Source organism: Streptomyces sp. NPDC002306 (assembly GCF_053593435.1).
Map to the genome: position 1 here is coordinate 15,455 of NZ_JBSFCK010000049.1, position 22,015 is coordinate 37,469.

The following is a 22,015-nucleotide window of genomic DNA, read 5'->3' on the forward strand; positions in this document are numbered from 1 at the left end:
ACCGCCCGGCGTGGGGGTGTGGTGCCCGTGGAGCGGCGAGCACGGGGTCTTCCTCTGCCGCCGCTCCACGGTCCCCCCTCGGTTCCCCCACCCCTAGGGTGTATCCAGCGACCCCGCCCTATTCACCCGTCCGGGCAGGCGCTCGGAGTGAACCGACGGAGCGTGAGGGGGCGCGTTCGTCCCGCGATCTGTCCCGCCGATCACCGCGCGCCTACCGTCGAACGCAGGGCACGCGCGCAGGGCGGGGAGGTACGACCATGCCGGGACGGGGCCGGGCGGGCGGCGCCCGCCGCACACCGGACGACGCCGGGACCACCGCACCCGGCCACCGCGACGATCCCCCGGACACGGCCCTCGTCCGTATCCACGACCTGGCCGGCCGCCCCCGCGGCGCGGGCTTCGTCGCCGACCACCACGGCACGGTGATCACCAGCCACGAGGCGGTCGACGGCCTGCCCCGCGTCGTCCTGCACGCCGCCGACCGCACCTGCGTGGTCAGCGCCGACGCGGTGACCCCACTGCCCGCTCTGGACCTGGCCCTCGTCCGCACCGAGGGCCTCGGCGCGGACCCGCTGCCCGTCACGGTGCGCGGCCGGGCCGAGCCGGGAACCTACGTACGCGTCGCCGCCGGCCGCTGGCGGGAGGCGCGGGTGCTGGGCGGGACCTCGGTGACGTACACGGCCACGGACCGCTTCCATCTCCTCGACGACGCACTGGAGTTGGCGATCGGCACGGCGGGCCGGGACGCCCTGCGCCTCGGCGGCGGGGCGGCCGGGGGACCGGTGCTCGACGCGGTGACCGGCGCCGTCGTCGGGGTCGTCGGCACCGCCCTGCAGTCCGGCCACTCCGGCACGGGGTTCGCCGTGCCGCTGTTCGCGCGGGCTCCCGGCATCACCGGACCGCAGGACGCCTTCCACGCCGAGCACGGTCCGCTCGCCGAGCTGCTCGCCCGGAACGCGGCGACGGTGCCCGCCTACGGCGCCGACCTCAACCTGGCCGGTGTACTGGAGCTCACGGCCACCTCCGTGGGCTCGGACGGGCCGCCCGGCACACGCGCGGGCCAGGTCGCCGGACACGGCCCTCCGATCGAGCCCGTCGAACGGGCCGCGACCGCGCGGGAGTTGGCCCTGTTCGCGCAGAGCCCGGCCGTCGTCCTCGGCCTGGTCGGCGCACCCGGAAGCGGCCGTACGACGGAACTCGCGGCCCTGGCCGCCCGCCGCGACCGGGGACCGGCACCGGCGCCCACGCTGTGGCTGCGCGGTGCCGACCTCCAGGACGGCGACGGCTCCGTGGCGGACGCCGCCCGCCGGGCGCTGACCCGCGCCGCCCGCATCGTGACGGCCTCCGGGCCGGGCCTGCCCGCCGACCTCGGCGACATCACCCCGGAACGCGTGGCCCGCCTCGCCCACACCGTCGGCCGCCCGCTGCTGCTCCTGCTCGACGGCCCCGAGGAGATGCCGCCCGCGCTCGCCCACCGCCTGCCCGAGTGGACCACCGGCACCGCGACCTGGCTGCGCGAGGCGGGCGCACGCCTGGTGGTGGGCTGCCGCGCGGAGTACTGGGAACGAGCGGGCGCGCAATTCCCGCGGGAGGCGCTGTACGCCGGTGATTCGGTCGGGCCGGGGGCGGTGTACGGCGGTGATGGCTTGGTCGGGCCGGATCCGCTGTACGGCGGTGGTGGCCCGACCGGGCCGGAGGCACCGTTCGGCGTCGGCCCGGTCGGGTCGCAGGTACCGTTCGGCGCCGGCCAGGGCGGGTCGCAGGCGTCGTACGGCGGTCGGTCCGCGAGCCAGGACCTGGTCCACGTCCTCCCGCCCTGCGTGCACCTCGGCGACCTGCGCGACGACGAGTCCCGGCTCGCCCGCGAGCGCTACGGCATCCCCGACACCGCCCTCAGCGAGCCGCACGCCCGCCACCCCCTCACCCTCCGGCTCCTGTGCGAGGTCCGCGCCGCCCTCCCCGACGCCCCGGACACCCCGCTCGACGGGGACGACGTCCTCGCCGCACACCTGGATCTGATGTGCCTGCGCGTCGCCGTCCGCCTCGCCGCCGAGAACGGCCTGCGCGGCACCGCCGTACGACGGCTCGCCGCTAAGGTCTCCGGCCAGGTCCACGAGGCCGCCCGGCGCAGCCTCGGACCCGGCCAGGGCGAACTGGACCGGGAGTCGTTCGAGGCGGTGTTCCCCTGGGGACCCGCCCCGGCCCGGCTCGGCGGCGGCACCGGCTGGGCGTCCGCCGTCCTCACCGAGGGCCTCCTCGTCCCCGCCGGCGACGGCTACCGCTTCGCCCACGAGGAACTCGCCGACTGGATCCAGGGACTGCACCTCGACCTGGACGAGGCGCTGCGCGTCCTGGTCCACCGCCCGCCGCCGGACACCCTGGCGCTGCCCGTACCGCCCCACCGCATCGGCCCGGTCGTCCAGTCCCTGCTGCTCCTGGCCCGCCAGCACGGCACCCTGCGGCTCGCCGTACGCCTGGAGGAACTCGCCCGCGCCCTGGACGCGGACCCGTACTCCTGGTGGGCGGCCCGGCTGCTCGCCGAGGTGCTGAGCCGCGTACCGGACGCGATGCCGTACGCCGGTGTACTGCGCCTGCTCGCCGACCGGATCGTCGGCCGCCGACGGCAACAGCGGCCCGCGCTAGGGGAGTTCGGCCCCGCTTTCTGGACGGCCCTGGCCGTCCCCGACGCCGTCCGCCTCGACCTCCTGCGCCGGCTCCTCCCCGCCGACGGCACACCGCACGCCACCGGGCCGCCCCGCCACCTCGACGCGGCGGCCGCGCTCCTGGCCGCCGACCCCGTCGCCGTACAACCGCACCTCACCCGCTGGTTCGACGACGAGCGGCCGCTGCCCGCGACCCCGCACGCCACCGTGGCGACGGCCGCGCAGGCGCTCCTGCACACCCACCGGCACCGGGCCCTCGACGACCTCACCGAGCTCCTCGTCGACCGCGCGCACCGGCGCGCCGACGAACTCCTCGCCGTCCTCGCCGAGGACGAGCCGTCCGCCGTGTGCCGGGCCGTCGACCGGTGGGCGCGCGACGAACGCCCGGCCCGACGGGTGGCGGCGATGGCGTACGGGCTGCGCGCGGCCCCGCACGTGCGTACCGAGGCCGACCGCGAGCTGCTGCGCCGCCTGGCCCTCGACCTGCTGGCCCGTCCCGCCGACAGCACCCTGCACGGCGGGGCGCTCGCCCTCCTCGTACGCGATCCGCACACCCGCGCCGACCACCTCCCGCGGGCGCTGAAGTACTTCTCGGCGGCCGATCCGCAGCTTCCGCCGAGCGCGCTGGTGCCCGCCCTGGCCACCCACCCCGATCCGGTGCTGGCCGCCTTCCGGGCCCGGCTGCGCAGGTCGGACGCCGGTGAGGCACTGCGCACCCTCGCCGACGTCACCACCCCGACCCTGGCCCGCCGGGTCGCGGCGCTGGTGCGAGAAGCCGCGGAAGGGAACCCGGCGACCGCCGCCCAGGTGGCCGCCTACGTCGACCGCAGGCTCGACCAGGGCCCCGCCGCCCGAGCCGTCCTCCTCCCACTGGTCACCGGCCTTCTGGACGGCGGCGGACCGGACGGGGTGCGCGCGGAGCTGGCCGCCGTGCTGACCGCTCCCGGCACCCCCGCCTCCCGCCCCCTGCGGCACGAACTGCGCGAGTTCCTCCTCGCCCACGAACACGACCCCGGGGTCCTGGAGGCCCTGCTGCGCGCCGCCGCCCGGCACGGCGACGACGGAGTCCCGCGGGACGGTGTCGCGCACGGCGGCGGTCCGGACGACGGCCTGAGGGATCTGGTCCACCGCACCGGCCTGCTGCTGGTCCGTACCCCGGACGGCGCGACCCGTTTCGACCGTGGTGTGGTCGACCTGGGCCGCCAGGTCCCCGGCTTCGCGGTCCGGATGGCGGGCTGGCTGACCGACGCCCCGGCGGACTGGGCCGCGGTGGTCGGGCCGAGCACCCGCCGGATGATCGAGAACCTGGCGGGACTACGGGTTTCCGCCTGACCTCTGGCCCGAGAAGTGCGCCCCGTCACAGCAACCATGCCGATGCGGGGCCCGAGCGCTCGGCATGGCACCCTTAGACCTGCACAGGAGGCAAGTAACGGACACGGGTTCGACAAGGAGCGGTCACAGTGCAGCGCTGGCGTGGCTTGGAGGACATTCCCGAGGACTGGGGGCGCAGTGTCGTCACCATCGGCTCCTACGACGGAGTGCACCGGGGCCACCAGCTGATCATCAAGCACGCCGTGGAGCGCGCCCGTGAGCGGGGTGTGCCGTCCGTCGTGGTCACCTTCGACCCGCACCCCAGCGAGGTCGTCCGCCCCGGCAGCCACCCGCCGTTGCTGGCCCCGCATCACCGCCGCGCCGAGCTGATGGCCGAGCTGGGGGTGGACGCGGTGCTGATCCTGCCGTTCACGAAAGAGTTCTCGAAGCTGTCGCCGGCCGACTTCGTCGTGAAGGTCCTGGTCGACAAGCTGCACGCCGAGGCGGTCGTCGAGGGTCCGAACTTCCGCTTCGGCCACAAGGCGGCCGGGAACGTCGCGTTCCTCACCGAGCAGGGCGCGGTCTACGACTTCGAGGTCGAGGTCGTCGACCTGTACGAGAGCGGTGCGGCGGGCGGCGGCGAGCCGTTCTCCTCCACGCTGACCCGACGCCTGGTCTCCACGGGTGACGTCGAGGGCGCCGCCGAGATCCTCGGCCGCCCGCACCGGGTGGAGGGCGTGGTCGTCCGTGGCGCCCAGCGCGGGCGCGAGCTGGGCTTCCCCACGGCGAACGTCGAGACGCTGCCGCACACCGCGATCCCGGCCGACGGCGTCTACGCCGGCTGGCTGCACGTGAACGGCGAGGCCATGCCGTCCGCCATCTCCGTCGGCACGAACCCGCAGTTCGACGGCACCGAGCGCACGGTGGAGGCGTACGCCATCGACCGCGTTGGCCTGGACCTGTACGGCCTGCACGTCGCCGTCGACTTCCTGGCCTATGTCCGGGGCCAGGCGAAGTTCGAGTCGCTGGAAGCGTTGCTCGAACAGATGGCCGAGGATGTGAAGCGCTGCCGGGAGCTGGTGGAGGCGGCGACCGCTACCGGGACGGCCGAGTAGCCGTCCAGCCGTTTTCGTCCATACGGTCGCTACGACGACGAAGGGCGGCCGGTGTCCAAGAGACACCGGCCGCCCTTCGCGTTCACTCGCCTACGGTGCTACCGCTGCGGGGGCTGAGGAGGCTGCGGCGGCTGGGGGTGACCCGGCTGCTGCGGATACGACTGGCCGGGCTGCTGAGCGGGCTGCTGCGGGTAGGGCCCGCCGGCCGGCGGGTAGGGCTGCGCCGACGGCTGCCCCTGGTGTCCCGGCTGTCCCTGGTGTCCCGGCTGCCCCTGGTATCCCGGCTGTCCCGGGTATCCCGGCTGGTTCGGTTGGGGGTAGGGCGGCCGGCCGGGCTGCGGGTGGCCCGGCTGCTGCGGATACGGCCCGCCCGGCTGCTCCGGGTACGGCTGGGGATAGGGCTGACCGGCGTAGGGCTGACCGGGCATCGGCGGGGCGGCCACGGGCGGCGGGTTGCCGTCCGAGGTCCACAGGCCGTGCATCTGCTGGTGCCGCACGAAGTCCTCGGCGACCATCGCCGCGAGGTGGAAGTACGACTCCCGCACCTTCGGCCGCATCATGTCGAGGTCGACCTCGGCACCGGCGGCGAGGTGCTCGTCGAACGGCACCACGACGACACCGCGGCAGCGCGTCTCGAAGTGGCTGACGATGTCCTCGACCTTGATCATCTTGCCGGTGTCGCGCACTCCCGAGATGACGGTGAGGGACCGCGAGACGAGGTCGGCGTAGCCGTGCGCGGACAGCCAGTCCAGCGTCGTACTGGCGCTGCTCGCACCGTCCACGGACGGGGTCGAGATGATGATGAGCTGGTCGGCGAGGTCCAGCACCCCGCGCATGGCGCTGTACAGCAGACCGGTGCCCGAGTCGGTGAGGATGATCGGGTACTGCTTGCCGAGCACGTCTATCGCGCGCCGGTAGTCCTCGTCGTTGAACGTCGTCGACACCGCCGGGTCGACGTCGTTGGCGATGATCTCCAGCCCGGACGGCGCCTGGGACGTGAACCGCCGGATGTCCATGTACGAGTTGAGGTACGGGATCGCCTGGACGAGGTCACGGATGGTGGCCCCGGTCTCCCGCCGGACGCGCCGCCCGAGGGTGCCGGCGTCCGGGTTCGCGTCGATGGCGAGGATCTTGTCCTGTCGCTCGGTGGCGAGCGTGGAGCCCAGCGCGGTGGTCGTGGTGGTCTTGCCGACCCCGCCCTTGAGGCTGATGACGGCGATCCGGTAGCACGACAGGACGGGCGTCCGGATGAGGTCGAGCTTCCGCTGCCGCTCGGCCTCCTCCTTCTTGCCCCCGAGCTTGAACCGACCGCCGGCCGCGGCCGGCCGCCCGCTCTTCGCCTTCTGCCTCTTGTTGTTGAGCAGCCGGTCCGACGACAGCTCCACGGCAGCGGTGTAACCGAGCGGCGCGGCCCCGGGATTGGTCGGCTGCCGCTGGTCGTGCTGGATCGGCTGCGGCCAGGCGGCACCGGCCCGGGGGTCCACGGGAGGCTGGGGATGCTGCGCGGGCGGCCCGGCCTGCGGGTGCTGGGCCTGCTGCGGGTGGGGGGCAGGCTGCGGGGCCTGTGGGTAGGCCTGCGGCGGCTCGGGGGAGTGGGGTGCCTGCGGAGCCTGGGCCGCGGGGGGCTGGGGTGCCTGCGGGGCCGTGTGGGGTGCCTGGGGCGGCTGTGGGAAGTGCGGGGCGTGCGGGGGCTCCGCGGCCTGAGGCGGCTGCGGTGCCTGCGGAGCCGGCGAGGGGGGCTGCGCCTCGGCCTGCCACGGCTGCCCCTGCGGCGCGGGCGGCTGGGGGAACCCGTAACCGCCGGGGGTGTTCGGCGGGGTGGGGGCGGGAGTCCCCGGGTGGGGGAAGCCGTACGCGGCCGGGGCGTGGGGTGCCGCCTCCGCGGGGGGCTGCGGTGCGGCGGGAGCGGGCTCCGGCTGGGCGGGCGGGAAGCCGTAGGCGCCGGGGGTGTTCGGCGGGGTGGCGGCGGGAGTCCCCGGCTGGGGGAATCCGTAGCCGGCTCGGGCGTCGGGCACTGCCGGGGCGGGCGCGCCGGGGTGGGGGAAGCCGTAGGCGGCGGGTGCGTGAGGCGTCGGTGCGGCGGGAACCTCGCCGGGGCGCGGGAAGCCGTAGCCGCCCTGCGCGTCGGGTGCCGCCGTGGGCGGTGCGGTCGGTGCCGCGGCGGGCGGGTTCCAGGCGGCGGGGGCGGGCTGAGGGGCCTGCGCCTGGAACGGCGGCTGGGCCGGAGCTTCCGGCTGGTGCTGGTGCTGGTGCTGGTGCTGGTGCTGCGGCGGTTGGGCGGGCCACTCGGCCGCCGCGGCCGGGGCCGCGGGCTGGTACGCCGGCGGCAAGGGCGGAAGCCCGGCCTGCGGTGCCGGCGGGGGAGTCCAGGCCGGGGGAGCGTCCTGCGGCGCGTCGGTGGCAACCGGAACGGCGTCCTGCGGTGCGTCGGCCGGAACGGCGTCCTGGGGCTCTTCGTCAGGCACGGCGTCCACCGGCTCGGCCTCGGCGGGCACGGCGTCCGCAAGCTCGACGTCCTGGTCCGCGAGGGCCGTGTCCGTGAACTCGGTTTCGTCGGCGCTGTCTTCGGTGTCGGTGTCGGTGCCGTCGCCGTCCTGCGGGGCGTCCTGCGACACCGCATCGCCTTCCGCGCCCTCGCCGTCGCCCGCGACCTCGGGGCCGATGCTCGACACCTCGGCTTCCTCGGCCTGGGCGTCATCCGACGACACCGCATCGGCGTCCTCGGCGTCCTCGGCGGGCACGGCTTCGCCGTCGGCCACCTCGGCAGCCTCGGCCCCGGCCTCCGTTTCCTGCTCCCGTTCGTGTTCGTGCTCGTGCTCCTGAGCCTCCGCCTCGGCGGTCCGCTCCGCGATCTCCCGTTTCAGGGCGACAGCGGAGAACCGCATGGTGGCACCGCTCTCCAGATCACCGGTGTCGGTGTCGGCGCCGGAGGCGCTGTCGTCGGCATCGGCATCGGCAACGGGCGCAGTCGGGGGAGCGGGAGGCGCAGGAGTCGGCGAAGGCGTCGAAGCCGCCCCCCACTGCCCCTGGAACCCGCCCACCGGAATGTTCGGCACGGCCGTCGGCGAAACAGCGTCCGCCGCAGGACTTTGAGGAGCCGGAGGAGCCGCAGGAGTCGGGTGGGCCGGGTGGGCCGAAGGCTCGAACCCGCTCCCCACCGGAAGCCGGGGCACGGCGACCGGACCCCCCGCGGACGGCGCGGGCGGCTGAGGCGTGGTGAACGGCGCCCCGGGAGTCGTGGCCGCCGGCTGCTGGAAGGGAGCCCCCGTCCCCTGAACAGCGTGGGCGGGAGGCGTCAGCCCGGGAAGCGGCGCTCCCGAAGGCCCCGACGGGAACGCCGGACCCGCCGCACCGGGCGTACCCGTACCCGTACCAGGCGCCCCCGCGCCACCCTCACCAGCGGAACCACCGGCGCCACCAGCGGAATTACCGGCGCCACCTTCACCGCCGGCCTCACCGCCCGACCCCGAGTCGCCCCCCGACCCCGAACTCCCGGCCGCGTTCTGCGTGTACCAGGCAGGCGGCGCGTAGTCGATGGTGAACTCGCCCGTCATCTCGATGTCGGACTCGGCGTCGGGCTGGTCATCGCCGGGTGTGGCCCAGCCCCCGCGGATCCCGTCCCGATCGCTGCTCACAGTTCCTCCTGGTGTGGTCGAGAACCCCCATGCCGTGCCGGGGCGACCATTTCTCGTCGTCCGAAGTCGTTCGAGGTCGTCCGATGAACCGGCTCTCCCCCTGGGACGCCGACGCCCGGTCCACGGGTTCTGGCATCGCTCCCGGTCCCAGCCTAATCACCGCAAGCCCCGCCCTGTCAGGCCCGTCCACCCCTGAGCGCCTGCCCACTGCGTCACAGCCTGCCCGGAAGTTCCGTACGCAGCCTGCGTATCGGTGAACAAACCGAGCGACATTCGTGAACAAGCGGGACAGAAGGTGAAGCGAGCTGATCGTTGCCGTGCCTTAACCGGGTTGCCCCGTAAGAGGATTGACCGTCATGGCGAGCGCGGGACAGGTCCGCCCCCCCGGATGAGCGGAAAAGGAAACCGACGCGTGAGCTTCGGAGTACTGCCTTCCGTCCATACCCAATCCGCCCCGGCCGCCGACCGGGCGGCCCGCGACCGGCGCCGTAGGAAGCTGCTCGGCCGGGGAGAACCTCGCCAAGTACACCGGGACCAACCCTCGTTACGCGCCCGGCACCTGGGCCGCCGACAGGATCCTCGCCAGAGGCGTGGCGACCGGATCGAGGGCTACCGGATCAAGCCCAAGTACGACGAGACGGCCTGGCCCCTCCAACTGGGCGGCCATCTCTGCGCCACCAGTCGGCACGTCACCGCCGACGGCCGTACCGCCGTCGTCCTCCAGCCTCCGCGGCCGGAGGGCGCGGAGGGTGAAGGCGTCTGCGGCCAGGTGGTGTTCGTCGACCTGAACACCGGCAGGAACCTGTGGCGGAAGAAGATGCCCGCGGCGCAGTTCGCGTACGTCCCCGACACCGACCTCACCCTGACCGAGGGAGTCGTCGCCGTGGCCTGGGGGCGGAGCTCGGTGGCGTACGACATGAAGGACGGCAGGCAGCTGTGGAACAGCTCAGCACCCTCGGGGTGGGGAGCGCGGGCCTCAGGCACTGACGGTCACCGGTCACGGCCGGCACCGACGCGACGGACGGCGGCAGCGGGAAGGGGCGGCACACGCACGCGTGCCGCCCCTTCTCCACCGTTCGCCACCGTAGGCGTACGTCACTCCACGTCGAGCCCGCCATTGTGCGGCGCCGGCTCCAGATCGAACTCCCCGTCCCGCGCGCCGAGCACGAAGGCCCGCCACTCCGCCTCCGTGTACCGCAGTACCGTGCCGGGGTCGAGCGACGAGCGCATGGCCACCGCACCGGCGGGGAGATACGCGATCTCGACCCGCTCCTCGTGCTCCTCCGTGCCGGGCGCGCCGTGCCACTCGACGTCCGCGATGTCGAGCGCGTAGAGCTCGTCCCGCTCCCGCGCCTTGCGCGCCTTGACGTCCTCGCTCACTTCCTCCGCCATGGCGAAGCGCCCCCTTCCGACGTGCGGATGATCCAGACGTTCACCCTAGTGGCCGCCGCGGCGGCGTTCGGGTGGTTCGGAGACCCCGGCGAGGAGGACCCCCGCCTGCTGCTACTCTGGATGACGGCCGTTTGTGTACGCGCCCCCGGAGCATCGCTCTGAAGGCCGCGCCCAGCGGATCCCCGCCTCCCGAGTAACGGAAGCTCCCCTGAGATGTGGACCAGGGGCACTCGGTGGCTACTCAGAGACTACGAGGAGTACGCGTGTCGCTCGACGCCGCTACGAAGAAGCAGATCATCAGCGAGTTCGGTACCAAGGAGGGCGACACCGGCTCCCCCGAGGTCCAGGTCGCCATGCTGTCGCGCCGGATCTCGGACCTGACCGAGCACCTCAAGGCCCACAAGCACGACCACCACTCCCGTCGTGGTCTGCTGATCCTGGTCGGTCAGCGTCGCCGCCTGCTGCAGTACCTGGCCAAGAAGGACATCCAGCGCTTCCGTGCGCTGGTCGACCGCCTCGGCATCCGTCGTGGTGCCGCGGGCGCCAAGTAAGACGCCGTGAAGGGAGCGGTTCCCGAAACGATCGGGACCGCTCCCTTTGCCGTACGTATGGAAACGTGCGGAGTGTCACTGGCGCTTTGTAGTGTGGTAGCACAACGCAATACGTACGACACCGTGTGATAGGCCGTACCCGTACCGGGTGGGGCGTCATCACGCACACCGAACGAGGAGAAGCGCACCTCGCCGCCGCCGGTCCTCGGTAGTGGCCCCCGGGGGGAAGCGAGCCCCGGGTGCTTCGATCGAAGACCGGCCCGCACCAGAAGGAGCGCTTCTCCGCCACCGTCCCCCCGCCACACGGGCGAGGAGGGACGAAGACGAGGAGAAAACGCTAGTGGAGAACGAGACCCACTACGCCGAGGCCGTCATCGACAATGGCGCCTTCGGCACCCGCACCATCCGCTTCGAGACGGGCCGCCTGGCCAAGCAGGCCGCCGGCTCCGCAGTGGCGTACCTGGACGACGACACCATGGTGCTGTCGGCCACCACCGCCTCCAAGAACCCCAAGGACCAGCTCGACTTCTTCCCCCTGACGGTGGACGTCGAGGAGCGGATGTACGCCGCCGGCAAGATCCCCGGCAGCTTCTTCCGCCGTGAGGGCCGGCCGTCCGAGGACGCCATCCTCACCTGCCGCCTCATCGACCGTCCGCTGCGCCCGTCCTTCAAGAAGGGCCTGCGCAACGAGATCCAGGTCGTCGCCACGATCATGGCGCTCAACCCCGACCACCTGTACGACGTCGTGGCGATCAACGCCGCGTCCGCGTCCACGCAGCTGGCCGGTCTGCCCTTCTCCGGCCCGATCGGCGGCGTCCGCGTCGCGCTGATCAACGGCCAGTGGGTCGCGTTCCCGACGCACACCGAGCTCGAGGACGCCGTCTTCGACATGGTCGTCGCCGGTCGCGTCCTGGAGGACGGCGACGTCGCGATCATGATGGTCGAGGCCGAGGCCACCGACAAGACCATCCAGTTGGTCGCGGGCGGCGCCGAGGCGCCGACCGAGGAGGTCGTCGCCTCCGGTCTGGACGCCGCGAAGCCCTTCATCAAGGTGCTCTGCAAGGCCCAGGCCGACCTCGCCGCGAAGGCCGCCAAGCCGACCGGCGAGTTCCCGGTCTTCCTCGACTACCAGGACGACGTCCTGGAGGCGCTGTCCGCCGCCGTCCGCCCGGAGCTGGCCTCCGCGCTGACCATCGCGGGCAAGCAGGAGCGCGAGGCCGAGCTGGACCGCGTCAAGACGCTCGCCGCCGAGAAGCTCCTGCCGGAGTTCGAGGGCCGCGAGAAGGAGATCTCCGCCGCGTACCGCTCGCTGACCAAGTCCCTGGTCCGTGAGCGCGTCATCAAGGAGAAGAAGCGCATCGACGGCCGCGGCGTCACGGACATCCGTACGCTCGCCGCCGAGGTCGAGGCCATCCCGCGCGTGCACGGCTCGGCGCTGTTCGAGCGTGGCGAGACCCAGATCCTGGGCGTCACCACCCTGAACATGCTCCGCATGGAGCAGCAGCTGGACACCCTCTCGCCGGTGACCCGCAAGCGCTACATGCACAACTACAACTTCCCGCCGTACTCGGTCGGTGAGACCGGCCGCGTCGGCTCCCCCAAGCGCCGCGAGATCGGCCATGGCGCCCTCGCCGAGCGCGCCATCGTGCCGGTGCTGCCGACGCGCGAGGAGTTCCCCTACGCGATCCGTCAGGTGTCCGAGGCCCTCGGCTCCAACGGCTCGACGTCCATGGGCTCGGTCTGCGCCTCCACCATGTCGCTGCTGAACGCCGGTGTGCCCCTCAAGGCCCCGGTCGCCGGTATCGCCATGGGCCTGATCTCCCAGGAGATCAACGGCGAGACGCACTACGTCGCCCTCACCGACATCCTCGGTGCGGAGGACGCCTTCGGCGACATGGACTTCAAGGTCGCCGGCACCAAGGAGTTCGTGACCGCCCTCCAGCTCGACACCAAGCTGGACGGCATCCCGGCCTCCGTCCTGGCCGCGGCCCTCAAGCAGGCCCGTGACGCCCGCCTCCACATCCTCGACGTGATGATGGAAGCGATCGACACGCCGGACGAGATGTCCCCGAACGCCCCGCGGATCATCACCGTCAAGATCCCCGTGGACAAGATCGGCGAGGTCATCGGCCCCAAGGGCAAGATGATCAACCAGATCCAGGAGGACACCGGCGCCGAGATCACGATCGAGGACGACGGCACCATCTACATCGGTGCCTCCGACGGCCCGGCCGCCGAGGCCGCCCGCGCCACGATCAACGGCATCGCCAACCCGACCATGCCGGAGGTCGGCGAGCGCTACCTGGGTACGGTCGTCAAGACCACCACCTTCGGCGCGTTCGTCTCGCTGCTCCCGGGCAAGGACGGTCTGCTGCACATCTCGCAGATCCGCAAGCTCGCCGGCGGCAAGCGCGTGGAGAACGTCGAGGACGTCGTCGGCGTGGGCCAGAAGGTCCAGGTCGAGATCGCCGAGATCGACTCCCGCGGCAAGCTCTCCCTCATCCCCGTGATCGAGGGCGAGAGCGACGGCGACGACGACGAGCAGAAGGACGACACCGACAAGTGACGTCGAGTAGCTCCACGGCGACGGCCCGCACCTCCTCGGAGGCGCGGGCCGTCGCCCGTACCCAAACCCTCGTCAAGGGCACGAGCGGCATCGGCACGGTCCGCAAGACCACCCTCCCGGGCGGCCTGCGCATCGTCACCGAGACCCTGCCCTCGGTCCGCTCGGCGACCTTCGGCATCTGGGCGCACGTCGGCTCGCGCGACGAGACCCCGTCCCTGAACGGCGCCACGCACTACCTGGAGCACCTGCTCTTCAAGGGCACGTCACGCCGGAGCGCGCTGGACATCTCCTCCGCCATCGACGCGGTCGGCGGCGAGATGAACGCCTTCACGGCCAAGGAGTACACGTGCTATTACGCGCGGGTGCTCGACACCGACCTGCCGCTCGCCATCGACGTCGTCTGCGACATGCTGACCGGCTCCCTCATCGTCGAGGACGACGTCAACGTGGAGCGCGGCGCGATCCTCGAAGAGATCGCGATGACCGAGGACGACCCGGGCGACTGTGTGCACGACCTGTTCGCGCACACGATGTTCGGCGACAACCCCCTCGGCCGCCCGGTCCTCGGCACGGTCGACACGGTCAACGCCCTCACCGCCGACCGCATCCGGCGCTTCTACAAGAAGCACTACGACCCGACCCACCTGGTAGTCGCGGCCGCGGGCAACATCGACCACCACAAGGTCGTACGCCAGGTGCGCGCCGCGTTCGAGAAGGCGGGCGCCTTCCGCAACCCGGAGGCCGAGCCCATCGCCCCGCGCGACGGCCGGCGCACCATCCGCACCGCGGGCCGCGTCGAACTGCTCGGCCGCAGGACGGAGCAGGCGCACGTCGTCCTCGGCATGCCCGGCCTGGCCCGCACCGACGACCGCCGCTGGGCGCTCGGTGTGCTGAACACCGCCCTCGGCGGCGGCATGTCCTCCCGGCTCTTCCAGGAGGTCCGCGAGAAGCGCGGCCTGGCCTACAGCGTGTACTCGTACACCTCGGGCTTCGCCGACTGCGGCCTGTTCGGCGTGTACGCGGGCTGCCGGCCGAGCCAGGTGCACGACGTACTGAAGATCTGCCGCGACGAACTCGACCAGGTCGCCGAGCACGGGCTCAGCGACGACGAGATCGGCCGCGCCGTCGGCCAGCTCCAGGGCTCCACGGTCCTGGGCCTGGAGGACACAGGCGCGCTGATGAACCGTATCGGCAAGAGCGAGCTGTGCTGGGGCGAGCAGATGTCCGTCGACGACATGCTGGCCCGGATAGCCGCCGTGACCCCGGACGAGGTCCGGTCGGTCGCCCGCGACATCCTGGGGCAGCGCCCGTCCCTGTCGGTCATCGGCCCGCTGAAGGACAAGCAGGCCGCGCGGCTGCACGACGCCGTCGCCTGACGCCCCCGGTCGCCCACTCCCTCGGTAAGGAAGCAAGACAGATGAGCAAGCTGCGCGTGGCGGTCCTCGGTGCGAACGGCCGCATCGGGTCCGAGGCGGTACGGGCGGTCGAGGCCGCCGCGGACCTGGAGCTGGTCGCCGCCCTTGGCCGGGGCGACAAGCTGGAGACGCTGACGGAGGCCGGCGCCCAGGCCGTGGTCGAACTGACCACCCCCGCCTCGGTGATGGACAACCTCGACTTCTGCGTCCGGCACGGCATCCACGCCGTCGTCGGCACCACCGGCTGGACCGACGACCGCCTCGCCCAGCTGAACGACTGGCTGGCCGCGTCTCCGCGGACGGGTGTGCTCATCGCGCCGAACTTCTCCATCGGCGCCGTCCTGACCATGAAGTTCGCGCAGATCGCCGCGCCCTGGTTCGAGTCGGTCGAGGTCGTCGAACTGCACCACCCGAACAAGGTGGACGCGCCGTCCGGCACCGCCACCCGCACCGCCCAGCTCATCGCCCGGGCACGGGCCGAGGCGGGCTCCGCGCCGGCCCCGGACGCCACCGCCACGGCACTGGACGGCGCCCGCGGGGCGAACGTCGACGGCGTCCCGGTGCACGCGATCCGGCTGCGCGGCCTCCTGGCCCACCAGGAGGTCCTGCTCGGCGGCGAGGGAGAGACCCTCACGATCCGCCACGACTCCCTGCACCACAGCAGCTTCATGCCGGGCATCCTGCTGGGTGTCCGTCGTGTGGTGACCACTCCGGGCCTGACCTTCGGCCTGGAGCACTTCCTGGACCTCGGCTGAGCCCGGGCGCTGACGACACCATGCGCGCAATGCTCTCGTACGCCGTCACGGCCGCCGTCCTGGTCTTCTACTTCGTCCTAGTCGGCAGCCGCGGCGTCATGCTCATCCAGTCCGGCACGCTCCTGACCGTCACCTTCGGCGTCGCGGTCCTGATCCTGCCGGTGATCGGCCTGTGGTTCCTGTGGAAGAACACCCAGTTCGTCCGCAGGGCCAACCGGCTCGCCGCCGAACTCGACGCCGAGGGCGGTCTGCCCGTCGACGAGCTGAAGCGCACCCCCGGCGGCCGCATCGACCGTGACTCGGCCGACGAGGTCTTCGCCAGGCGCAAGGCCGAGACGGAGGTGGCCCCCGAGGACTGGCGCAGCTGGTTCCGCCTCGCCGTCGCCTACCACGACGCCCGCGACACCCCGCGCGCCCGCAAGGCGATGCAACGCGCGATCGCCCTGCGCGGCAGGTGAGGGGCGCGGTGACCCGCGCGGGACCACCGCGACCGGGTCACCGCGAGCCGGCACATCACCGGAACCGGGATATCACCCGGACCCTGGGACGACACCAGCACACCGGGACGACACCAGGGAACCGGTCCCGGACCTCGATCTCCGGGACCGGGACATCACCCGGACCGTCAGGCGCCGCGGCCGTACTCGTCGGCCCACACCTCGACGCTGTCCGCGGCCCGGTCGAACGCCTCGGGACGCGCCAGGAAGTCCGCGTTGTGCGTGGTCAGCAGCGGCGGCACCTCGGTCGCCGCACGATCGTTGCGCACCAGGGTCAGGGCCTGGCCCTGGACCGTCCGGGGCAGCCCGAGCCAGCGCACCGGCTGCTGGACCGTCCGCACGGCGACGACCCGGTCCCAGGCCACCGTGCGCGTGGCGAGGAATCCCACGTGGCGCAGGCCCGCCGCGCTCACCCACACGCCCACGCGCAGCAGGCGCAGCGCGACGGCGATGATGAGCAGCGCCGTCGCGAAGACAGCGGCGGCGGCGGACGGCGAGTCGGTCAGGGCGATGATGACCGCCGCGAACAGCACGTACGAGGCGAGCAGCAGACAGAGCGCCGCCAAGCCCACGCGCCACGGGCCGGGCCGGTAGGGCCGCCGCCAGCGGTCGCGGTCGTCGTAGGGAAGCGCGCTGTCGTCGGTCGCCTCGAAGGTGCGGTCGGCCGTCAGGAAGGGCAGGGGCACGGCTGGTCCTCACTCATTCCATGCATGGGCTGTGCCCGGTGAGGCTATCCGCCTGTGTGACCGCTCACCACCCTTGGGGGGCCATAGGGGGCCCCACCGCCTCGTGGGCCGGTGACCGGGGGTGCGTCAGCGTCCCTGGGACGCCTGTGACTGCTGAGGCTGTGTCGCGGAGTGGTCCAGCGACAGCGCGGGCATCCCGATGACCAGGGCGCCCACCAGCCCGGCGACGATGGTGACACCCAGCAGCCAGCGCCCGGCCATCTGACCGAAGGACGCCCGCTCACCGGGCGGGGGAGTGACATTGCTGCGGAACCTGTCGGCTTCGGCGAGGAAGGCGAACGGCACGGGTTCACGCCGACGGAACATAGGTACTGCTTCTCCTCTGGGGGCTGTGCGGGTCGAACGAATCGCTCTCACCGATACAGACGAGCGAATGCCTCCTTTGGTGCCAGGTTTCACTGAATTGACAGAAGTTCTCCAAAGATGTCGCGGCCCGGCATCGAACGCCCCGATGTCGGGGCGGCCCGTAGAGTGGGCGCCGCCCGAGAGAAGTGATGGAAGGACCCGCCGAGCCGTGACCGACACACCCGCCGACGACCTCAAGCCCAGCTTCCGCAGCGACGTCACCGTCGAGTTGGTCAAGCACAGCGCGGCCGACTCCGACGTCCTGTGGGCCGCCCGCGTCTCCACCGCCGGCGAGCAGTCCCTGGAGGAGCTCACGAAGGACCCCGAGCGGTCCAAGGGCCTGATCAACTACCTGATGCGGGACCGGCACGGCAGCCCCTTCGAGCACAACTCGATGACGTTCTTCATCAGCGCCCCGATCTTCGTCTTCCGCGAGTTCATGCGGCACCGGGTGGGCTGGTGCGTGGCGGGTGACACGGAGATCACGCTGGTCAGCGAGGCGGGGACACTCAGGCGCCGCTCGATCGAGGATCTCCACAGGCTGTGGCATCTCGATGTCGAGGACCGGCTGCCGCACTCGGCGGGCGGCGTGACCTGGCACGCCGGCGCCGGGAAGTGGATGGCGCAGGTCCGCCGCGACGAGACCACCCACCACCTGGGGCTGTACGACAACCGGGAGGCGGCCGACTCCGCCGTCGCGGAGTTCCGGGAACTGCACCCCTCCACCCGGCTGCGCAAGCTCGAACCGCTCCGTCGCACGCAGGTGCGTTGCTACGACGAGGAGACGCTGACGGCCCGGAGCGGCCAGATCCTCGACGTCATCCAGTCGGGCGTCAAGGCCCTGATCAGGATCACCACCGCGAGCGGGAAGGTCCTGCGCAGCACCGTCGACCACGCGGTGCTCACCCCGGACGGCTGGCGGAAGGCCGGCGAGCTCGCGGTGGGCGACGCGGTGATGGCCGCCGGGACCACGTCCGACTCCGCGGGGGATCTCGTTCCGCCGAGCCTGCGCCGTGGGGTGGGGGTCTGGACCTCGATGCAGCGCGACCGTCTGATCGGGGAGAGCGACACCTGCCACCTCTGTGGCGGGTCCTTCCCGCGCGCGGACCTCGCTCTCGACCACGTCGTCCCGGTGACCGAGGACCTCACCCGCGCCCTCGACGAGCGCAACCTCGCACCCGCCTGCGAGCCCTGCCACGCGGCCAAGAGCGCCGAGGAGCACAAGCTCGCCGGTCACGACGGCAAGGTCTCCGTGGCCGTCGCCGACCCGATCGTGTCCATCGAGGACGACGGCGAGGAGATGACGTACGACCTCACCGTGGAAGGCCCCTGGCACAACTTCCTGGCGAACGGCATCGTCGTCCACAACTCCTACAACGAGGAATCCGGGCGCTACCGCGAGCTTCAGCCCGTCTTCTACGTCCCCGGCGAGGACCGCAAGCTGGTCCAGCAGGGACGCCCGGGCAAGTACGTGTTCGTCGACGGCACCGAAGCGCAGCAGGAGATCGTGGAGCGCTCGATGCAGGAGTCGTACATCCAGGCGTACGAGCGCTACCAGGAGATGCTCGCCGCCGGAGTCGCCCGCGAGGTGGCCCGCGCGGTGCTCCCCGTCGGCCTGTTCTCCTCGATGTACGCCACCTGCAACGCCCGCTCGCTGATGCACTTCCTCGGCCTGCGCACCCAGCACGAACTGGCCAAGGTCCCGTCCTTCCCGCAGCGGGAGATCGAGATGGTCGGCGAGAAGATGGAGGCCGAGTGGGCCGCGCTCATGCCGCTCACGTACGCCGCCTTCAACGCCAACGGCCGGGTGGCCCCGTAACGAAGCCTTGTTCGCCTGCCGGGCACACATGTGCGGGTCAGTCGGGCGAAGTGTCCGTATTGCGGCATTTGGAGAAGTTCATCTAGCCTGATCAAACGGACCCGGCACTGCTTGAACCCCCGAGCAGGCAGTGCCGGGCTCCGCATTTGTCAGGACTTTCCGCGCCCCCCAAGGGCAGACCCCGCATTGAGCAGCGAGTAGCGTGTTACCCATGGCTCCGACCTCCACTCCGCAGACCCCCTTCGGGCGGGTCCTCACCGCCATGGTCACGCCGTTCACGGCGGACGGCGCACTCGACCTCGACGGCGCACAGCGGCTCGCCACCCACCTGGTGGACGCAGGCAACGACGGCCTGATCGTCAACGGCACCACCGGCGAGTCCCCCACCACGAGCGACGCGGAGAAATCGGATCTCGTACGAGCCGTGCTGGAGGCGGTCGGCGACCGCGCCCACGTCGTGGCCGGCGTCGGCACCAACGACACCCACCACAGCGTCGAGCTCGCCCGCACCGCCGAGCGAACCGGCGCACACGGCCTCCTGGTCGTCACGCCGTACTACAACAAGCCCCCGCAGGAAGGCCTGTACCGGCACTTCACGGCGGTGGCCGACGCCGCCGAGCTGCCGGTCATGCTCTACGACATCCCCGGCCGCAGCGGCGTCCCCATCAACACCGAGACGCTGGTCCGGCTCGCCGAACACCCGCGGATCGTTGCCAACAAGGACGCCAAGGGTGACCTCGGCCGCGCCAGCTGGGCAATCGCGCAGTCGGGCCTCGCCTGGTACTCGGGCGACGACATGCTGAACCTGCCCCTGCTGTCCGTGGGCGCGGTCGGCTTCGTCTCGGTCGTCGGCCACGTGGTGACGCCCGAGCTACGCACCCTGATCGAGGCGTACACCTCCGGAGACGTCCAGAAGGCCACGGAGATCCACCAGAAGCTGCTTCCCGTCTACACGGGCATGTTCCGCACCCAGGGCGTCATGACCACCAAGGCCGCGCTCGCCCTCCAGGGACTGCCCGCCGGACCGCTGCGGCCGCCCATGGTCGAGCTCACGCCGGAGGAGATCGCTCAGCTCAAGATCGATCTTGCCGCCGGCGGGGTACAGCTCTGACAACAGACTTTGCACCACCAGGCTTCACAACTGAATAGGCGGGCCTCCGGCGCCCGCACCCCACAATGACAACTGCTTCTGCACGAACGTCACGCGCGCCACGTGCCCTGTCGGTACGTGGCGCGTGTGGTGAGGAGAGTCTTTTGAGTCATCCGCATCCTGAACTCGGTTCGCCCCCGCCGCTTCCCGAAGGCGGTCTGCGCGTCACCCCACTCGGCGGTCTCGGTGAGATCGGCCGCAACATGACGGTCTTCGAGTACGGCGGCCGCCTGCTGATCGTCGACTGCGGAGTGCTCTTCCCGGAGGAGGAGCAGCCCGGAATCGACCTGATCCTGCCGGACTTCTCGTCGATCCGGGACCGCCTCGACGACATCGAGGGCATCGTCCTCACCCATGGTCACGAGGACCACATCGGTGGTGTCCCGTACCTCCTCAGGGAGAAGCCGGACATCCCCCTGATCGGCTCCAAGCTGACCCTCGCTCTCATCGAGGCGAAGCTCCAGGAACACCGCATCCGCCCGTACACCCTGGAGGTGGCGGAGGGGAACCGCGAACGCATCGGCCCCTTCGACTGCGAGTTCATCGCGGTCAACCACTCCATCCCGGACGCCCTCGCGGTCGCTATCCGGACCCCCGCCGGCATGGTGGTCCACACGGGCGACTTCAAGATGGACCAGCTCCCGCTGGACAACCGCCTGACGGACCTCCACGCCTTCGCACGTCTGAGCGAGGAAGGCATCGACCTCCTCCTCGCCGACTCGACGAACGCCGAGGTACCCGGGTTCGTTCCGCCCGAGCGGGACATCTCCAACGTCCTGCGCCAGGTCTTCGCGAGCGCCAACAAGCGGATCATCGTGGCCAGCTTCGCCAGCCACGTCCACCGGATCCAGCAGATCCTGGACGCGGCGCACGAGTACGGCCGCCGCGTCGCCTTCGTCGGTCGCTCCATGGTCCGCAACATGGGCATCGCCCGGGACCTGGGCTACCTGAAGGTCCCGCCGGGCCTGGTCGTGGACGTCAAGACGCTCGACGACCTCCCGGACCACGAGGTGGTCCTCGTCTGTACGGGTTCACAGGGCGAGCCGATGGCGGCCCTGTCCCGCATGGCCAACCGGGACCACCAGATCCGCATCGTCGACGGCGACACGGTGATCCTGGCGTCGTCCCTGATCCCCGGCAACGAGAACGCGGTCTACCGCGTGATCAACGGTCTGACCCGCTGGGGCGCGAACGTCATTCACAAGGGCAACGCCAAGGTGCACGTCTCGGGCCACGCGTCCGCGGGCGAGCTCCTGTACTTCTACAACATCTGCCGCCCGAAGAACCTGATGCCGGTGCACGGCGAGTGGCGCCATCTGCGCGCCAACGCCGAGCTGGGCGCTCTGACGGGTGTCCCGCACGACCGGATCGTCATCGCCGAGGACGGCGTCGCCGTCGACCTGATCGAGGGCAAGGCGAAGATCTCCGGCAAGGTCCAGGCGGGATACGTCTACGTCGACGGCCTCTCGGTCGGCGATGTCGGCGAGCCGGCCCTGAAGGACCGCAAGATCCTCGGGGACGAGGGCATCATCTCGGTCTTCGTGGTCGTCGACTCGTCGACCGGCAAGATCACGGGTGGCCCGCACATCCAGGCCCGCGGCTCGGGCATCGACGATTCGGCCTTCAGCGCCGTCGCGCCGAAGATCATCGAGTCGCTCGAGCGCTCGGCCCAGGACGGCGTGGTGGAGCCGCACCAGCTGCAGCAGCTCATCCGCAGGACCCTGGGCAAGTGGGTCTCGGACACCTACCGGCGCAGGCCGATGATCCTCCCGGTCGTGGTCGAGGTCTGACCCGCGTACGACCCCTCGTACGCGTGAACCTGGAGCGGGGCTCCTCGATTTGCATCGAGGAGCCCCGCTCCAGTACGTTTACGGCTCCGCCAGAACGGGAACCCGGTAGCTTCGTGCACCGGAACCAGTCCCCGAGCGGGGCGGGAATTCCGACTCAGAATCTCTGATAAAGTCGGAGTCGCCGGAAAGGGAAACGCGGAAGCGGAAACCTGGAAAGCACCGAGGAAATCGGGTCGAGAAAAGATCTGATAGAGTCGGAAACGCA

13 protein-coding genes and 5 pseudogenes are annotated in these 22,015 nt (G+C 71.7%); 13 read left to right on the forward strand and 5 right to left on the reverse strand.

Annotated features, from left to right (window positions below; translation table 11 throughout):
• The first annotated feature begins 257 nt into the window (after window positions 1-257).
• Both ACWCQK_RS37620 and ACWCQK_RS37625 read left to right on the forward strand, forming a co-directional pair.
• Window positions 258-3,995, forward strand: coding sequence for a trypsin-like peptidase domain-containing protein (locus ACWCQK_RS37620; RefSeq protein ID WP_451163050.1), 3,738 nt, complete (start codon window positions 258-260; stop codon window positions 3,993-3,995).
• Between the two features lie 128 nt (window positions 3,996-4,123).
• Window positions 4,124-5,089 (forward strand): bifunctional riboflavin kinase/FAD synthetase, encoded by a 966-nt coding sequence (locus ACWCQK_RS37625; protein ID WP_451163052.1) that lies wholly within the window; start codon window positions 4,124-4,126, stop codon window positions 5,087-5,089.
• A gap of 98 nt (window positions 5,090-5,187) precedes the next feature.
• Here ACWCQK_RS37625 and ACWCQK_RS37630 read toward each other — a convergent pair whose 3' ends face one another.
• Window positions 5,188-7,974: an AAA family ATPase gene (locus tag ACWCQK_RS37630; RefSeq protein WP_451163071.1), complete on the reverse strand. Its 2,787-nt coding sequence runs from the start codon at window positions 7,972-7,974 to the stop codon at window positions 5,188-5,190.
• A 669-nt stretch (window positions 7,975-8,643) separates the two neighbouring features.
• Window positions 8,644-8,724: pseudogene (locus tag ACWCQK_RS37635) on the reverse strand (SCO5717 family growth-regulating ATPase); the annotation flags it as partial.
• Between the two features lie 388 nt (window positions 8,725-9,112).
• Between ACWCQK_RS37635 and ACWCQK_RS37640 the strand changes: the two are divergent.
• Window positions 9,113-9,619, forward strand: a pseudogene (locus tag ACWCQK_RS37640) (PQQ-binding-like beta-propeller repeat protein); the annotation flags it as partial.
• Window positions 9,620-9,819: 200 nt separating this feature from the next.
• Here the strand turns inward: ACWCQK_RS37640 and ACWCQK_RS37645 are convergent.
• On the reverse strand, window positions 9,820-10,116 hold the full coding sequence (locus ACWCQK_RS37645) for a DUF397 domain-containing protein (RefSeq protein WP_451163054.1): 297 nt from the start codon (window positions 10,114-10,116) through the stop codon (window positions 9,820-9,822).
• Between the two features lie 263 nt (window positions 10,117-10,379).
• Here ACWCQK_RS37645 and rpsO point away from each other — a divergent pair, with 263 nt between their 5' ends.
• The 5 genes from rpsO (at window position 10,380) to ACWCQK_RS37670 (ending at window position 15,861) form a co-directional block, all read left to right on the forward strand.
• Entirely contained in the window at window positions 10,380-10,667 is a 288-nt protein-coding gene (gene rpsO, locus ACWCQK_RS37650) for a 30S ribosomal protein S15 (RefSeq protein ID WP_143640166.1), read from the forward strand.
• A 340-nt stretch (window positions 10,668-11,007) separates the two neighbouring features.
• A complete protein-coding gene (locus ACWCQK_RS37655; RefSeq protein WP_451163057.1) occupies window positions 11,008-13,233 on the forward strand; it encodes a polyribonucleotide nucleotidyltransferase in 2,226 nt (741 codons plus the stop codon).
• Window positions 13,230-14,609: a M16 family metallopeptidase gene (locus tag ACWCQK_RS37660; protein ID WP_451163059.1), complete on the forward strand. Its 1,380-nt coding sequence runs from the start codon at window positions 13,230-13,232 to the stop codon at window positions 14,607-14,609. Before ACWCQK_RS37655 ends, ACWCQK_RS37660 begins: the two co-directional genes overlap by 4 nt.
• 41 nt (window positions 14,610-14,650) lie before the next feature.
• Window positions 14,651-15,403 carry a 4-hydroxy-tetrahydrodipicolinate reductase gene (gene dapB / locus ACWCQK_RS37665; protein WP_451163061.1) on the forward strand — a complete coding sequence of 251 codons (753 nt, stop codon included), beginning with the start codon at window positions 14,651-14,653 and terminating at the stop codon, window positions 15,401-15,403.
• A gap of 20 nt (window positions 15,404-15,423) precedes the next feature.
• Window positions 15,424-15,861 carry a tetratricopeptide repeat protein gene (locus ACWCQK_RS37670; protein ID WP_385789648.1) on the forward strand — a complete coding sequence of 146 codons (438 nt, stop codon included), beginning with the start codon at window positions 15,424-15,426 and terminating at the stop codon, window positions 15,859-15,861.
• Window positions 15,862-16,028: 167 nt separating this feature from the next.
• On the opposite strand, the gene ACWCQK_RS37675 is transcribed toward ACWCQK_RS37670, so the two are convergent.
• Together ACWCQK_RS37675 and ACWCQK_RS37680 are read right to left on the reverse strand one after the other, a co-directional pair.
• On the reverse strand, window positions 16,029-16,586 hold the full coding sequence (locus ACWCQK_RS37675; protein ID WP_451163063.1) for a hypothetical protein: 558 nt from the start codon (window positions 16,584-16,586) through the stop codon (window positions 16,029-16,031).
• Between the two features lie 126 nt (window positions 16,587-16,712).
• Window positions 16,713-16,952 (reverse strand): hypothetical protein, encoded by a 240-nt coding sequence (locus ACWCQK_RS37680; RefSeq protein WP_451163065.1) that lies wholly within the window; start codon window positions 16,950-16,952, stop codon window positions 16,713-16,715.
• A gap of 208 nt (window positions 16,953-17,160) precedes the next feature.
• Between ACWCQK_RS37680 and ACWCQK_RS37685 the strand changes: the two are divergent.
• The 5 genes and pseudogenes from ACWCQK_RS37685 to ACWCQK_RS37705 form a co-directional block, all read left to right on the forward strand.
• Window positions 17,161-17,451: pseudogene (locus ACWCQK_RS37685) on the forward strand (FAD-dependent thymidylate synthase); the annotation flags it as partial.
• A 159-nt stretch (window positions 17,452-17,610) separates the two neighbouring features.
• A pseudogene (locus ACWCQK_RS37690) lies at window positions 17,611-18,357 on the forward strand (HNH endonuclease); the annotation flags it as partial.
• Window positions 18,358-18,360: 3 nt separating this feature from the next.
• Window positions 18,361-18,810, forward strand: a pseudogene (thyX, locus tag ACWCQK_RS37695) (FAD-dependent thymidylate synthase); the annotation flags it as partial.
• A gap of 211 nt (window positions 18,811-19,021) precedes the next feature.
• Window positions 19,022-19,921: a 4-hydroxy-tetrahydrodipicolinate synthase gene (gene dapA / locus ACWCQK_RS37700; protein WP_451163067.1), complete on the forward strand. Its 900-nt coding sequence runs from the start codon at window positions 19,022-19,024 to the stop codon at window positions 19,919-19,921.
• Between the two features lie 143 nt (window positions 19,922-20,064).
• Window positions 20,065-21,750: a ribonuclease J gene (locus tag ACWCQK_RS37705; protein ID WP_451163069.1), complete on the forward strand. Its 1,686-nt coding sequence runs from the start codon at window positions 20,065-20,067 to the stop codon at window positions 21,748-21,750.
• Window positions 21,751-22,015: the final 265 nt, after the last annotated feature.

What these genes read in the sequence shown, in the direction of transcription:
- ACWCQK_RS37620 (WP_451163050.1), top strand. Translation starts at nt 258, where the DNA reads ATGCCGGGACGGGGCCGGGCGGGCGGCGCCCGCCGCACACCGGACGAC.
- ACWCQK_RS37630 (WP_451163071.1), bottom strand. Translation starts at nt 7,974, where the DNA reads ATGCGGTTCTCCGCTGTCGCCCTGAAACGGGAGATCGCGGAGCGGACC.
- ACWCQK_RS37645 (WP_451163054.1), bottom strand. Translation starts at nt 10,116, where the DNA reads ATGGCGGAGGAAGTGAGCGAGGACGTCAAGGCGCGCAAGGCGCGGGAG.
- dapB (WP_451163061.1), top strand. Translation starts at nt 14,651, where the DNA reads ATGAGCAAGCTGCGCGTGGCGGTCCTCGGTGCGAACGGCCGCATCGGG.
- ACWCQK_RS37670 (WP_385789648.1), top strand. Translation starts at nt 15,424, where the DNA reads ATGCGCGCAATGCTCTCGTACGCCGTCACGGCCGCCGTCCTGGTCTTC.
- ACWCQK_RS37680 (WP_451163065.1), bottom strand. Translation starts at nt 16,952, where the DNA reads ATGTTCCGTCGGCGTGAACCCGTGCCGTTCGCCTTCCTCGCCGAAGCC.
- dapA (WP_451163067.1), top strand. Translation starts at nt 19,022, where the DNA reads ATGGCTCCGACCTCCACTCCGCAGACCCCCTTCGGGCGGGTCCTCACC.